Origin of the sequence: Microbacterium mangrovi, from assembly GCF_000802305.1 — a bacterium.
GTDB lineage: Bacteria > Actinomycetota > Actinomycetes > Actinomycetales > Microbacteriaceae > Microbacterium > Microbacterium mangrovi.
In genome coordinates this window covers 141,427-155,566 of the sequence record NZ_JTDK01000014.1, presented here as the reverse complement: position 1 = coordinate 155,566, position 14,140 = coordinate 141,427, and the positions used below count along the sequence as shown (strand labels likewise).

The following is a 14,140-nucleotide window of genomic DNA, read 5'->3' as shown; positions in this document are numbered from 1 at the left end:
GACGAAGGACGAGAACCTTCTTCCGGATGCGGGAGGAACTCGTGTCGATCGGCGACGCTCAGTGAGCCGGGACTGCCCAGCGGTCGTTGAGCCGCCCGAGCTCGGTGGCGGTCGGGTAGGAGCCGATTGTGCCGTGCCCCTCTGCGGCGTACGCGCCGACGAGGTTTGCGGTCGCGGTGGCATCCGCGAGTGAGTCCCCGGCGTCGAGCCGCCACAGAAGGGCGCCGAAGAAGGCATCGCCGCAGCCCGTGGTGTCGACGGCATTCACCGGGATCGCAGCGACGACCGTGAGCAGACCGTTCTCGACGACCAGCGCTCCGACGCTTCCGCGCGTGATGACCACCCGGCCGGCTCCTGCGGCTCGCAGGGCGGGAGGCACCTTCCCGTCCGGAAGCGCGCTGATGTCGGTACCGATCAGCTGGCTCGCTTCGCGTTCGTTCACGACCAGCACCGTCTGGTCGCCGAGGAGGTCCTCAGGTGGCGTGGCGAACGGGGACAGGTTCACCACGACCGTCGCCCCCGATTCCGCAGCAGCTCGTGCGGTCGCAGCGGCGACCTCGACGTCGACCTCCAGCGAGATCCCGACGACAGCCGGTGCCGTTCGGGTCAGGACGCCCACGACGTCGTCCGACGCCAGGGCGGCGTTCGCGCCCGGGTGGACGACGATCTGATTCTCACCGTTCGCATCGACGGCGATCAGCGCGACGCCGCTCGGGTGGTCGTGGCGCACGATGATGTGGCCCGTCCTGACGCCCACCAGTTGCAGAACCTCGGTGAGCATCTCGCCGTGGGCGTCGGATCCGATCGCGCCGATCAGGTCGACGTTCGCGCCGAGCAGTGCCGCGGCCGCGGCCTGGTTCGCACCCTTTCCCCCTGCGCTCACCGTGAATCGGTCGCCGCGAACGGTCTCGCCCGGTGTCGGGAGCCGTCGCGCCCGGATGGTCAGGTCGGCGTTCAGAGAGCCGACGACGACGATGCTCACGCGGCGCACTCCATCCGCGTGCGGAGGATGCGCTGCTTGATCAGCGCGGCCGCCTCGGGCGCAGCGCCGAGGATGACGCGGGTGGTCGCGACTGATTCATCCTCCGCGATGATCGTCCTTCCTCGCTCGGGGCCGGTGACGAGAACGTCGATCGAGGAATCCTCGACGACTGTCGGCGCGACCTCCGCGGAGGCGATCGCCGCGGCGAGCGGGTCGTGCAGGGGCGATCGTCGGCGCCCGAGGACGGACTCGTAGTAGTCGATGTAGCAGCACAGCATCGCCCCGAGCGCGCGAGCGAGGGGAGTGCCGTCGGCCGTGAGATCCGCCGCGTCCTCGTCGTCGAAGTAGTGGTGGTGCGTCACGTCGAGCGGGACGAGCGTCGTGCGGAATCCGGCGCGGAGGACGAGCCGCGCGGATTCCGGGTCGTTGAAGATGTTGGCTTCGGCTGCCGGCGTGATGTTGCCGCTGACGTGCACTGCTCCTCCCATGACGGTGAGACGGCCGACCAGCTGAGGCAGCTCGGGGGCGAGTTCGACGGCACGGGCGATGTTGGTGAGTGGCCCGATGGCCAGCACGTCGAGCTGCTCCCCGCGGCGGTCCGCTTCGCGAGCGAGGCGGATCAGAAGCTCCGGTGCAGGCTCGGCCGACGGCTGACGTCCGCGCGGGAGCGTGACATCCCCGATGCCGTTCACGCCATGCACTTCCGGCGCGCCACCCGCGTACGAACCGCGGCGGGGGTCGTGCTCTCCGATCGCCACCGGGATGTCGTCCCGGTCGAGGATGCGAAGGAGGCTCGCTGTGTTGAGCGCCGCCTCTGCAGCGGAGATATTGCCGGATACTGTGCCGATGCCGCGCAGGTCGATGTTCGGAGTGCGCAGAAGGTAGCCGAGGGCGAGGGCGTCGTCGATCCCCGTGTCGCAGTCGAGGAAGAGGGGTGTGTTGACGGGCATGGTGGCTTTCTGTGGATGTCGGCGGCTGCTGTGCGATCGGGCGCGTCAGGCGATCCGGGTTGCGAGTTCGTGGCTGAAGCAGTCCTGGAGGAAGGCGATGCTCGGCGCGATATACCGCTCCGGGTCGTCGCCGGCGAAGGCGTGACCTGCCCCGGTGACGATGCGGACGTCGGCGAGGGCCCCTGCCCGCTGGTACTCGGCTGCGAGGCGCTCGCTGAGGACGGACGGGATGATGCTGTCGTCCGACCCGTGGATGAGGAGCATCGGCGCAGACGCCTCGTCGACGTGGCTTCGGGGGCTGGCCTCGTCGGCCAGTGACGCGTCCAGGCCGAGCAGGAGCATCGCAGGTTCGGCCGCAGGTCCGGTCAGCAGCGGGCCGAGTTCGCCGGGGCCGTACCAGTTGACGCAGGCGATCACCTCGCTCGGCTGATCCGTCGCACCGTGGTCCCCTTCGAACGCCGCCACACCCGCGGTCGTCGCGACCAGCGCGGCGAGGTGGCCACCCGCGGATTCGCCCCACACGGCGACGCGGTCCGGGTCGATGTTCAACTGTGCGGCGTACTGGCGCAGCCAGCGGATTCCGGCCTTCACGTCCTGCAGCGGCACCGGCCAGCCCGCCTCGCCGGAGAGCCGGTAGTCGATGGCCGCGAAAGCGATCCCGGCCTCGACCAGCTGCTCACGGATCTGGGGGCTCGGGACGGGGCCGTCGTGGAGCTTGTTCGATCCCCACTGCCATGCGCCCCCGTGAATCCAGGCCACGACGGGCACGGCCTCCGCGGACAGCGGGATGTCGACATCGATGTGCAGCGGCCGGCAACCGTCCAGTCGAGCGACGAGCGAGTCGCGCACCCTCCGCCTGTCGGTGAGCTCTTCGATGCCGGTCAGCTCGAAATCGGGGAACGGGAACAGCTCCGTGTCGTGCCACGTCACCGCGCGCTCACCGCCCCTGCGGTGAGGGCGCGCGTCGCGTGCGCCGTGATCCAGTCCAGCGTGGTGTCGATCACGATCTGCGACACGTCCGACCCGTCGTCTGTCAGCACGTTGAAGAGGTGATCGCCGCCGGGAATCTGAACGAGCGTGCGATCCGCGCCGGGCGCCTGGGTGACGAGCGCGATCGAGGAGCTGGGCGACACGACATCGTCCGCGGATCCGGAGATCGCCAGAACGGGGCCGTCGAACTGCCGGATGGCGGTCTCGAGATCCACGGTGCGGAACTCGTCCCACCATTCGCGGGAGAACGTGAACACCATGAACCCGAGGTCGGCCGCGACGGCGTCATCCTCGTTCTCGAACAGGTGGGCGAAGCTGCGGTTCCTGTCGTCCGTCGGGATGAGGCCGGACGACCAGGTCACCAGGCCTGCCACGCGCGGGTCGCGGGCTGCGAGCAGGGTGGCGATCATCCCGCCCTGTGAGAAGCCGACAACGCTCACGCGGCCGGCATCGATGCCCTCATGGGCGCACAGCCAGTCAAACGCCGTCTGGGCGTCGGCGAGTTCGTTCGTCACGGTGAATGCGGTCTGGGGGCGGTCGCTGTCCCCGCATCCGGGGAAGTCGATCCGGAGGGATGCCACACCGGCGGCCGCCAGCGCGTCCGCCGCGCGTCGGAACATGTCCCCGACCTCGTCCCGGCTGCTCGCGGTGCCGTGCAGCAGGAGCACGGCCGGCACGGTCAGGGCGGGTTCGTCGGGGATGGTGAACGTCGCCGGAACGTGAGAGGCGCCCTGCTCGAGGATGACGTCGGTGCTGCGGATGGTCATGCGATCTGTCCTTCGGTCTGGTCGGCAGCGGGGGCGGTGGCGGCGGTCTTGCGTCGATCGCGGGGCACCAGGAGGGTGAACGCGAAGCCCACGAGCATCAGGCCCGCGGCGGTCGCGAAGGCGATCGTGAACGCCCCAGGCGTCGGAACCGCGATGAGCGAGCCGACGACGGCGGTGCCGAGCGACGCGCCGATCGAGAACATCACGGACACGATGCCGGGGAGGAACGCAGGGCTCTCCGCGGGAGACAGCATGACGCCGAGACCGTTCGCCGCGGTCATGGTGGCGCCCGCGAAGACGGCCGACAGCAGCCCGAGGAAGATCAGCGTCATGACCGGCGACTTCAGCGAGAGCGTCATGCCGACCAGCGCGAGCAGGGACACAAGGGTGCCGCCGACGATCACGGGCCGCCAGCCGGTCTTCCGGGCCACCGCGCCGAGCACGGGCGCCAGCACGAACGAGAGCAGCGTGCCCGGCACGGTGGCCAGCGCGTAGGTCGTCGCGGTCAGCCCGCCGCCCCCTGCCTTCGCAGGCAGCTGCAGCCAGAAGGGTGCGAGCAGGGAGTACACGGCGAGGAAGCCGGCCATGCCGAAGAGGATCGCAAGCGGCACGCTGAGGGTCTTGCGGCTGGCCAGGTGGCGCACCTCGACGAGCGGCGCCGACGAGGCGCGTTCGATGAGGACGAACACGGCGATGAGCACGACACCACCGAGGAGCAGGCCGATCGTCGTGGGCGACGTCCAGCCGAGGTTCCCGGCGCCGCCGAGGCCGACCGAGAGCAGAACGACGCCGGCGCCCATGGTGACGAGTCCGAACCAGTCGATGCGCCCGCGCCGCACGGCGTCCCCCTGCGGGATGACGAGGGCCACACCGATCAGCGCGAGCACGCCGACCGCGGCGCCGAGCCAGAAGATCCCCTGGTAGCCGACGGTGTCGGTCATCCACCCGCCGACCGCGCCGTCGATGCCGGTCGCGCCCAGGTTGAGCGCGCTCATCCAGCCGAGGTAGATCGGGTAGCGGTCGGCAGGCGTGTGGTCACGCAGGATCAGGAACGACAGCGGGAGTGCGATGACGCCGGGGGCCTGCATCCAGCGGCCGATGTTGAACAGGACCAGGGTGCCCGAGTTGGCCACCAGGAGGCTGCCGAGGATCCCGAGCGTGATCACGACGAGGAGGACGTTCTTGCGTCCGAACCTTTCGCTGAGGGGAAGCGCGGCAGCAGCCAGACCGGCGATCGCGAACGCCACGCTCTGCGACAGTGACAGCGCGCTCGGAGCGGCGTGGAGCCGCATCCCGATCGCCGGAAGCGCGGGGAAGATCATCGTCGCGGCGATCTGGTTGACCGCGACCGCAAGGAACAGAACCACGATCAGCAGCGCGACGGGGCGCTCTCGGGTTGGGGTGAGTGACGTCATCGGAACTCCTGGTCAGTTTCGCGCTGCTCGGGTGTCAGCGCCGAGAGTATGCTCCAGACCTGACCGTCTCGGCGGCAAGAATTGCACGATTCCTCTTCTGAAGGAGCCCTGGATGCCAGATTCCACACTCGATGAAGTGGACCGCGCGGTCGTCCACGCCATCGAACGGAGCCCTCGCGCCAGTTGGAAATCGCTGGGCGACGTCATCGATGTCGACCCGGCCACCGTCGCGCGCCGATGGGCTCGCCTCGAGCGCGAGGGACTGGCGTGGGTGACCTGCTATCCGCTGCTGACCCAGGACCCGGCCTCCGCGTTCGTCGAGATCTCCTGCCGAGCGGGCACCACGGAAGACGTCGCGGCGGCCATCGCGCGACATCCCGAAGCGCTGTTCGTCGACATCGTCACCGGGGGGACCGACATCCTGATCACCGCGGTCTCCGCCGACCAGGCCGGGCTGAGCGACTACGTGCTGAGGCGGCTTCCCCTGGTCTCCGGGGTCGAGGACGTGCAGACGCAACCGGTCGTGACGGTCCACTTCGAAGGCGGCTACGCCGCCGCCGGCTCGCTGGAGCGTCGGGCGGCGGTCAAGCTCCCCACCCCGGAGCACGGCGTCCTCATCCGCACGAACATCGAGGTCGACGACCTCGACTGGGAGCTCTGCATCGCGCTCAGCCGGGACGGGCGCCAGCCGGTGGCAGACCTCGCCCGGGCCGTGGGGCTCTCCGAAACGGCAGTGGGGCGCCGCCTTCGTCGCCTCAGCTCGCAAGGAGCCCTGCGAATGATCGTCGAACTCACGCCGGATGCTGCCGGCAGGTCGGCGATCGTCTGGGTCTATGCGCGGGTCCCGGCCGGTGCTCGGTCGCTCGCCGTCCGCAGAATCGCCGAGATGCCCGGGGTCCGGACGATCTCGTCGATCGCGGGCCCCGAGAACCTCGCTTTCAAGGTCGCACTGCCGCACCTGTCGGCACTGGATGACTTCGAGACCCGCGTGAGCGAGATCGAGCCAGACCTCGTCATCGCGGATCGGAAGATCGTGCTGCGGCAGGTGCGACTGATGTCGCGACTGATCGACCCGCTCGGACGCGCGATCGGCGTGCTGCCCATCGATCTGCGAGCGCGCGGTCGCTGAGCCGAGCGGGCGCGATGCTCAGTTCGTGGCGGGCAGAACGACCCGTGATCCCTCACGCAGTTCAAGCGTCACCGACGCTGTCCGACCATCCGTGCGGACGGCGGACAGGCCCAGCCGGAGCATGTCACCCTGCTCGATGACGAACCTCGTCGGGAGGAACTCGAGGATGACGCTGGTCGTTTCGCTCTGCCGCAGGGGGCGGGGTGCCCGGTGCGAGAGGACCAGTTCGACGGGGGTTCCGTCGTCATCGAATCGACTTGCCGCTTCGTCCAGGTCGCGGTGAGAGAGTCGCTGCCGTGCTTCGGTCAGCTGCACCACGGCGCCGTCTGCGCCGACGAGTGACAGCCTCGCCAGGAGGTCGAGGTCTGCCGCATCCTCGGCGGTGACCTCCAAGACGAGGTGGATGACGCCGGACACCACGGACCCCTCGTCCAGGGCGAGCGCATGCCTCGTGGACTCCCCCCACAGGTGCAGTCCCGAGTCAGTGCTCGTGTCCATCGCGAACGGAACGGGCAGGGGCAGATCCTGCAGGGGCAGCCGCATCGGCCCGCCCACGACGGGCACTGTCAGCCCCGTCAGGTCCACACTGATGCGCCGTTCGACGGAGGGAAGCCCCGCGTGGGTGGACCAGGCGTCGGCGCCATGGGCCCAGAGTGTCACGTTGTCGCCGGTCGTCGGGTCATCACCCTCGCCCTTGAGCCAGTACGCCATCCACGCGGACAGCTCGTCGGTGTCATCCGGGTTCTGATGTCCCCATGGGCCGATCAGGAGTCGCTTCGGCGACCGAACGCGCTCGAAGCCGCGCATCGTCCCGCGCGCAAAGAAGTCGAACAGCCCGCCCAGGAAGAAGACGGGAACCTCGATGTCCTCGAGGGCATAGACGGGCGAACGCTCGTGGAATCGCTCATCGTCCACGGGCGTGCTTGCGAAGTCTCCGTAGTAGAACTGCAGGGCGTGCGGGACCGATCGCGTGGGCTGCCGGGCCGCCAGGAACGTCAGCGCAGCCCAGTTGACGTGAGAGGGGATGCCGCCGCGATGCGTCCAGTCCCGGAACACGTCGATGGGCGCCACCCCCGGTGCGATCGCGACGAGGCCGCGCGGACGACGAGCCGCGAGCAGCAGTTGATTCGCGCCGTAGTAAGACACTCCGGTGGTCGCCACGGCGCCCGAGCAGAAGTCCTGATCGGCCGTCCACTCGACGAGCTCGGCGTAGTCCGTGATCTCCCGCGGGCTGAGCGGCCCCAGGAACACACCCCCGGATTCCCCGGTTCCGCGCACGTCGGCGATCAGGCAGACGTAGCCTTCGCGTGTGAACCGTTCGATCGGCATCTCGCCCGGGAAGGTCGATTCCTTCAGATAGGGCAGCATCGTGAGAACGCACGGAGCGGGTCCGTCCTCGCCGGCGGAGCGGTGACGATCGACGGAGATCTCCACCCCGTCGCTCGTCGTGAAGCGGAAGTTGTCCCTGATGACGGTGATGTCGTTCATGTGAGTCCTCATCGTGCGCGGGCGCGCGACAGCGCCAGGAACATGCTTCACAGAAGACACGCTGAGCGGCGGTGAATGCATGATTCCCGTCGCACGTCACCGTTTCCTGCGGGAATCCTCCGCGTGCAGGGATGGCGCACTTGTCCCGACCGTTCGCCTGCGGCATCGCCGATGTCGCCACACGAGCGGCGACATCGGCGATGCGTGGCCGGCCGCGGTCAGGCGGATGCCTGCTGCGGCATCCGGTACGCGATGTGCACCCGCGTGATGTCCCCGTCGAAGGCGAACGGCATCCGGTCGACGTAGGCGCGGGAGACCGCGCCACCGTACGCCCGCCCGATGTCGAGGCAGTCGTTCGCCGAGAACAGCAACGGCGCACTGACCGGCACCACGCCGGAACCCACCTCGTCGCCGTTCACGCGCAGGGTGACCTGCAGCGGACCGCCGGGGCGGGGCTCGACGTACTGCGTCTCGATCTCGATCACCGCGTCACCGGCCGGAACGGCTGCCGAGGACGCGATCTTCGTGCGGTTGACGAGGAACAGGTTGTACTCGTAGCGCAGGATGCCGTCCTCGAAGAACGCGGTCAGCCCGCCGCCGGCGCCGCCGAGCTTGTACAGCACGCCGTTCGCCTTCTCCGGCAGGGTCGCCTCGATGCGCACGACGTTCGGCTTGTTGCCCAGTGCGGGTGCGCAGAACTCCGGCACCCGAACGGTGTCGCCGGTCATCTCCCACTGCGTGTACGGCACGGCGATGCGGTCCTCCGGGTGGTACACCGGCACCCACAGCCCCGCGCCGATCGGCAGCACCTCGTTCTTGGCCGCCTCGATCGCGAAGAGCTCCTTCAGCTCAGCGAGCTTCTCGGGGTGCTCGGCAGCGAGGTCGCGCGCCTGGCTCCAGTCCTCGTCGAGGTTGTACAGCTCCCACTTGTCGGCATCCGGCGTCCACGTCGCGATCCCGGGGGGCGCCCCGGGAACCCACGGCAGCCGCGGTCCCGGAGTCGACGCGATCCAGCCGTCCGAGTAGATCGAGCGGCTCGCCATCACCTCGAAGTACTGAGTGCGGTGCCGGCCCTCGGCATCCGGATCCTCGACGGCGTACGCGAAGCTGGTGCCGTCGATCGGGTCCTGGTGGATGCCGTTGACCTCCTCCGGGTGCGAGATGCCGAGGATCTCGTAGATCGTCGGCGCGAGGTCGATGACGTGGTGGAACTGCGTGCGCGGCTCCGGGTCGTGGGCGACGCGTCCGGGCCAGCGCAGGAACATCGGGTTGCGGGTTCCGCCCAGGTGGGATGCCATGAGCTTCATGCCCTGATACGGCGACGATCCCGCCCACGCCCACGCGGCGTGGTACTGGTTGTCGGTCGCGGGAGTCCCGAGCGCGTCCAGTCCGCCGAGCTCCTCGAGCGCGGCGATGTGCTGGTCGATCGTCGTGGGGATCAGGTTCTGCGCCGGCAGCTCGCTGATCGTGCCGTTCTGGCCCTCACCCGAGGAGCCGTTGTCGCCCCAGATGTAGACGACGATCGTGTTGTCGCCGTAGCCCAGCTCCTCGAGCACGTCGACGACCCGGCCCGCCTGCACGTCGGCGTGTTCGCCGAACCCGGCGCACACCTCCATGAGGCGCGCCTGGAAGGGCTTCTGATGGTCGGGGATGTCGTCCCAGCCCTGCAGGCTCTCGGGCCGCGGCGTGAGCTCGGCATCCTGCGGAACCCATCCCGCCGCCTTGGCGCCCTCGAGCGCCCGCTCCCGGTAGGCATCCCACCCGTCGTCGAACTTGCCCTTGTACTTGTCCGACCACTCCTTCATGATGTGGTGCGGCCCGTGGATGGCGCCGGTCGCCCAGTACATGAAGAACGGCTTGTCCGGCGTCAGCGCCTTGTGGTTGCGCAGCCACCCGATCGCGTCGTCGGCGATGTCCTCGCTGAGGTGGTAGCCCTCCTCCGGGGTCTTCGGCGGCAGCACCGAGGTCGTGTTGCGCACCAGGTTGGGCTCGTACTGGGATGCCTCACCGGCCAGGAACCCGTAGAAGTACTCGAACCCGTAGCCGGTCGGCCAGCGGTCGAACGGACCCGCGACCGTCGTCTCCTCGGCCGGGGTGTTGTGCCACTTGCCCCACGCTGCCGTCGAATACCCGTAGTTTCGCAGCACCTCGGCCATCGTCGCGCTCGACTTCGGGATGTGACCGGAATAGCCGTCCCAGTCGTTCGCGAGCTCGGCGATCTGGCCGGCGCCCACCCGGTGGTGGTTGCGCCCGGTGAGCAGCGACGCCCGCGTCGGCGAGCACATCGCCGTGGTGTGGAATCGGTTGAAGCCGATGCCCTCGCCGCGGATGCGATCCAGAGTCGGGGTGTTCACCGCACCGCCCAGAGGCGCTGGCAGAGCCGGGCCCGCGTCGTCGATCAGGATCACCAGCACGTTCGGCGCATCCTCGCCCAAGTGGCTCTGCGGCGGCAGCGGGCTGTACGTCGACTCGCCCAGCGTGCGGCCCGCGAAACTGCCTGACGGCTTCGGCGGGAACGGGAGACTCCGCGCCGGCGGCAGCGGAGCTCCGATGATCGAATTCTGAGGGTCGACGGGCATCGGCATCTCCTGACGTCCATGGTCGGTGGCTTCCCGATCGACGCTATCGCCCTTCTCGCCCGGCCCGCATCACGCAATTCGCGCGATCCGTCCGGGTCACGGCCGACGTGCCGGGAACATCACCACTTTCTGGTGATGCCGGGTCGCTGGGGTGCGCCCTAGCCTGGGCGCGCGAATCGTTCGCTCAAGGGGAAGGATCAACGATGGTCTATGACGTAGCAGTGGTCGGCGGGGGCATCTCGGGGATGACCGCCGCCCGCGATCTTCAGCGCAGCGGGCTCGACGACTTCGTCGTGCTCGAAGCGCGCGACCGCGTCGGCGGCCGCACACTCATCCAGCACGCCGACGGGGTCATCGTGGACGGCGGCGCGACCTGGGTGAACCCGAACCAGACGGCGATCCTGGATCTGCTGCACGAGCTCGGCATCGAGCGGTTCGAGCAGTACAGTGCCGGCGACTCGTACGCGATCCTGGGCGGGGTCGCGCAGAAGGTCAAGGCCGCCGCCCCGAACCCGCACCTCGGGCGGATCATGGACGCGATGGTCGACACCGTCTCCGCCGAGGCGCCGTGGGAGGCGCCGAACGCCAAGGAATGGAACGACATGACGTTCCAGGAGTTCCTCGATACGCAGGACCTCGACGAGGCCACGCTGATGATCACGAGGATCGCCTTCGAGATCGCGAGCTGTGCCCCGCTGGACGAGATCACCCTCCTGAACCTCCTGTTCGCGATGCGTGCGACCGGCGGCTTTGCGGGAATCGGCGCACCGACCAGCGGGCTCCCCCAGTACCACATCATCGGCGGCATGGCGAGTATCGCCAACACGATCGCCGAGCAGCTCGGCGACAAGGTCCGGCTATCGTCGCCGGTCACGAAGATCTCCAACTGGGACGGCCCGGGGCCGGTCCGGATCGAGACGCCGGGTGGCGTCGTCGAGGCGCACAAGGTCATCATGTCGATGGGCGGCAGCCTTGCCTCGCAGATCACCTACGAACCCGAGCTGCCGCCGCTGCGCAAGGGACTGCACGACACCATCGACCGCGATCACTGCCTCATCAAGACCCACACGGTGTACGAGCGGCCGTTCTGGCGTGACAACGGCGAGTCGGGCCAGATCCTGTGGCCCGGCGGTCTCTTCAACATCAGCGCCGACGTGACCCCGCCCGGAACCGACAAGGGCGTCCTGGTGACCCTGGTCCGTTCGCCTCGCGGCGAGACGCCGCTGACGCTCGAAGAGCGCAAGGCCGGCACGATCGAAGCCTTCGCGAAGGCGTTCGGTGACGAGGCGCTCCACCCCACCGACTTCGTCATGCAGGACTGGCTGCAGGAGGAGTACACGAAGGGCGTCGAGGACCTCTGGTCGCCCGGCCTCTTCTATCAGTACGGTCCCGCGCTCCGCGAGCCGGTCGGCAACCTGATCTGGGGCGGCACCGAGACCTCGCTGTTCTGGTGCGGCTTCATCGACGGTGCAGTCCGCGGCGGCCACCACGCCGCCCTCGCCGCGCTCGCGGCTCTGGCGGAGACGCGCGTCCCCGTCAGCTGAGCACAGGAGTCGGAGGGCCCCGCTGCCGGGGACACCGCAGTGGGGGCCTCCGGCGCCGCCGTCGCCCCGACACCGTGTTAATCGCCGAGGAGCCCGACCTCGAGCGCTCGCGAGACCGCCCGGCTGCGACTGTTCGCGCTGAGCTTGCGATAGATCGACGACAGCTGCGAGTTGACCGTGTTCCGGGACACGAAGAGGCGCTGGCTGATCTCGGCGACGGTCAGATGCGTCTGAAGGTACGGAAGCAGGCGCAGCTCCGCCGGCGTCAGAGGCGCGGTCCCCTGCCGTGAAGCGGAGGACGTCGCGACCGTCTTCCGGAGGACACCGACCTGATCGGCCAGTGTGCCGACGTGCGGGCGGTGACGCAGGAGCGCGTTGATCTCCCGGAGCAGGAGCGATGCGGCCGGTTCGTCGTCGAGGCTCTTGTATGCCATCGCGAGCTGAAGGCGGGCGCGGATCGCGAGCCAGGGGAGCACGTGCGTGGCGTGCACTCTGGAGCGCATCCCGCGCGTGAGCAGTCGAGCGGCCGCGTGAGTCTCGGCGTTGTGGATTGCCACGCGCGCAGCTGCGCCGAAGGCGAGGGCGGTGACCGAGTAGCCGTCCATGCGATTCGCGTCGGCGGTCCGCAGCGCGGCGTCGGCGTGATCACTCGCCGCGCCCCAGTCGCCCCGCTCGATGGCGAGGACGGCGAGCTCGGCCTCGCTGAGGACGTGCGTGTTCGTGTTGCCCAGGCTGACGGCGGACTCACTCGCCAGCTGGAAGTCGCGGCTCGCGGCGTCGGCATCGCCGAGAAGGAGCAACGCGGATGCCTGCAGGTGCAGCGCCACGGTCCGCCAGGTGTTCCACACCGGGAGATTCGCGACCCCGTACTGCGCGGACTCGAGCATCCGCTCGGGCCCGTCCATGCACATCGCGGCACGCAAGAGGGCGCGCGGCGCCTCGAAGGCGAGACGAATCTCATCCGGGGCAACGGCGACGTCGATGAGATCGAGCGCCGCCGCCCATTTCTCGGTCGCCGGAGACTCCCCCTGGAGGACCGCGAGCCAGCCCGCCATCGCGGCGAGCGGCGGGAAGGCCAGGACGGACTCCTCGCCGAGGTCGCGCAGCCACCTCGACACCACGGCATCCTCGCCCGATCGGTGAATCGGCATGGCGAGCTGGGCGATCATCATCGGCAGGCGGTCCCGGTCCCCCGCGGCGAGAAGATGCTCGATCGCGCGTCGTGGCGAGTCCTGCGAGATGTACCAGTCGGCGGCGCGGATGTGCAGTTCGGGCACCATCCCGGGATGCACGCGCTCCAGCTCTCCCAGCAGGAACTCCCGGAACAGGGCGTGGTAGCGGAACCATTGACGGCGACGGTCGAGGGGGATCAGGAAGAGATTGAGCGAGTCGAGCAGATGGATCGTCTTCTGCGCGTCGTCGGTCTCCAGGACGGCGTCGCAGAGCGGACCCGAGAATTGATCCAGGATCGCAGTACGCAGCAGGAACTCCTGTGCCGCCGCGTCGAGGCCCGCCAGGCACTCGCGGTACAGATAGTCGGCCACGAGCCTGTCGTCGCCGGCGATCCGCCCTCGGGCCCCTTCGGTCACTGCGAGCGCGCAGAGGAAGATCCCGGCGGGCCAGCCCTCGCACCGCTCGACGGCCGATGCCAGCGCATCGTCCGGTGCGTCGGCGTGTGCGGCCGCGAAGACGGTCCGCGCGCCCGCGGCATCCAGAATCAGATCGTCTCGGACGATGTCGAACACCGCACCCTCCACGCGTGACCGCGCGAGGAAGCTCTGATCGTGTCGACTCACGATGACCACCTGCGCGCCGTGGGGGATGCCGGAGAGCACGATCTCGAGCACGTCACCGCACTCGGTGGATGCCGCCAGATGGACGTCGTCGATGAGCAGGACGAAAGGCTCGTCCGCTGTCGCCCATGCGCGAGCCAGAAGCGGAGCCGACCGGCCCAGCGCGGAGGCACCGACGCCGCGCATTTCGGAGACCAGCTGCTCTCCGTTCGCGGAGACGTCGACGGTCGCTGCGGCAAGCAGGGTCAGGAGCGCCGTCGGATGATCATCGAACCGGTCGACCGATGCCCAGCACACGCGACGATCCTCGATCGAGGCCCATTCGGCGAGCAGGGTCGACTTTCCGTATCCGGCAGGCGCCGTCACCGCGACGACGCGTTTCGCACTGTTTCGCGCGGATTCGATGAGCGAGCGCCGACTGACCACGTCGGTCCGCGGGAGCGGAAGCTCGGTCTTGCCCGCGAGCAGCGTCCCATCGACGTCGATCAACGGATCCCCCCATC

The 14,140-nt window shown here is 69.0% G+C and carries 10 protein-coding genes; 2 read left to right on the top strand and 8 right to left on the bottom strand.

Features of this window, described 5'->3' with window-relative positions; translation table 11 throughout:
• Positions 1–58: 58 nt before the first annotated feature.
• From LK09_RS14910 to LK09_RS14890, 5 genes are read right to left on the bottom strand one after another with little or no spacing between them, the layout of a single operon-like run.
• Positions 59–982 (bottom strand): ribokinase, encoded by a 924-nt coding sequence (locus LK09_RS14910; protein WP_197061065.1) that lies wholly within the window; start codon positions 980–982, stop codon positions 59–61.
• Positions 979–1,932 carry a nucleoside hydrolase gene (locus tag LK09_RS14905; RefSeq protein WP_082008290.1) on the bottom strand — a complete coding sequence of 318 codons (954 nt, stop codon included), beginning with the start codon at positions 1,930–1,932 and terminating at the stop codon, positions 979–981. Before LK09_RS14905 ends, LK09_RS14910 begins: the two co-directional genes overlap by 4 nt.
• Before the next feature lie 45 nt (positions 1,933–1,977).
• Positions 1,978–2,862, bottom strand: a complete 885-nt coding sequence (locus LK09_RS14900; protein WP_052226826.1) for an alpha/beta hydrolase — start codon at positions 2,860–2,862, stop codon at positions 1,978–1,980.
• Positions 2,859–3,689: an alpha/beta hydrolase family protein gene (locus tag LK09_RS14895; RefSeq protein WP_052226825.1), complete on the bottom strand. Its 831-nt coding sequence runs from the start codon at positions 3,687–3,689 to the stop codon at positions 2,859–2,861. Before LK09_RS14895 ends, LK09_RS14900 begins: the two co-directional genes overlap by 4 nt.
• On the bottom strand, positions 3,686–5,104 hold the full coding sequence (locus LK09_RS14890; RefSeq protein ID WP_039401070.1) for an MFS transporter: 1,419 nt from the start codon (positions 5,102–5,104) through the stop codon (positions 3,686–3,688). Before LK09_RS14890 ends, LK09_RS14895 begins: the two co-directional genes overlap by 4 nt.
• 112 nt (positions 5,105–5,216) lie before the next feature.
• Between LK09_RS14890 and LK09_RS14885 the strand changes: the two genes are divergently transcribed.
• Positions 5,217–6,233: an Lrp/AsnC family transcriptional regulator gene (locus tag LK09_RS14885; RefSeq protein ID WP_082008288.1), complete on the top strand. Its 1,017-nt coding sequence runs from the start codon at positions 5,217–5,219 to the stop codon at positions 6,231–6,233.
• A gap of 18 nt (positions 6,234–6,251) precedes the next feature.
• On the opposite strand, the gene LK09_RS14880 is transcribed toward LK09_RS14885, so the two are convergent.
• The gene (locus tag LK09_RS14880) at positions 6,252–7,721 is read right to left on the bottom strand and encodes a CocE/NonD family hydrolase (protein ID WP_052226824.1); all 1,470 of its coding nucleotides are present in this window, start codon (positions 7,719–7,721) and stop codon (positions 6,252–6,254) included.
• A 218-nt stretch (positions 7,722–7,939) separates the two neighbouring features.
• On the bottom strand, positions 7,940–10,300 hold the full coding sequence (locus LK09_RS14875; RefSeq protein ID WP_052226845.1) for an arylsulfatase: 2,361 nt from the start codon (positions 10,298–10,300) through the stop codon (positions 7,940–7,942).
• Positions 10,301–10,503: 203 nt separating this feature from the next.
• Here LK09_RS14875 and LK09_RS14870 point away from each other — a divergent pair, with 203 nt between their 5' ends.
• Complete coding sequence (locus LK09_RS14870; RefSeq protein WP_082008286.1) at positions 10,504–11,844, top strand: flavin monoamine oxidase family protein; 1,341 nt, start codon at positions 10,504–10,506, stop codon at positions 11,842–11,844.
• Between the two features lie 77 nt (positions 11,845–11,921).
• Here LK09_RS14870 and LK09_RS14865 read toward each other — a convergent pair whose 3' ends face one another.
• Positions 11,922–14,126 (bottom strand): LuxR family transcriptional regulator, encoded by a 2,205-nt coding sequence (locus LK09_RS14865; protein ID WP_039401062.1) that lies wholly within the window; start codon positions 14,124–14,126, stop codon positions 11,922–11,924.
• Between the last annotated feature and the right edge of the window lie 14 nt (positions 14,127–14,140).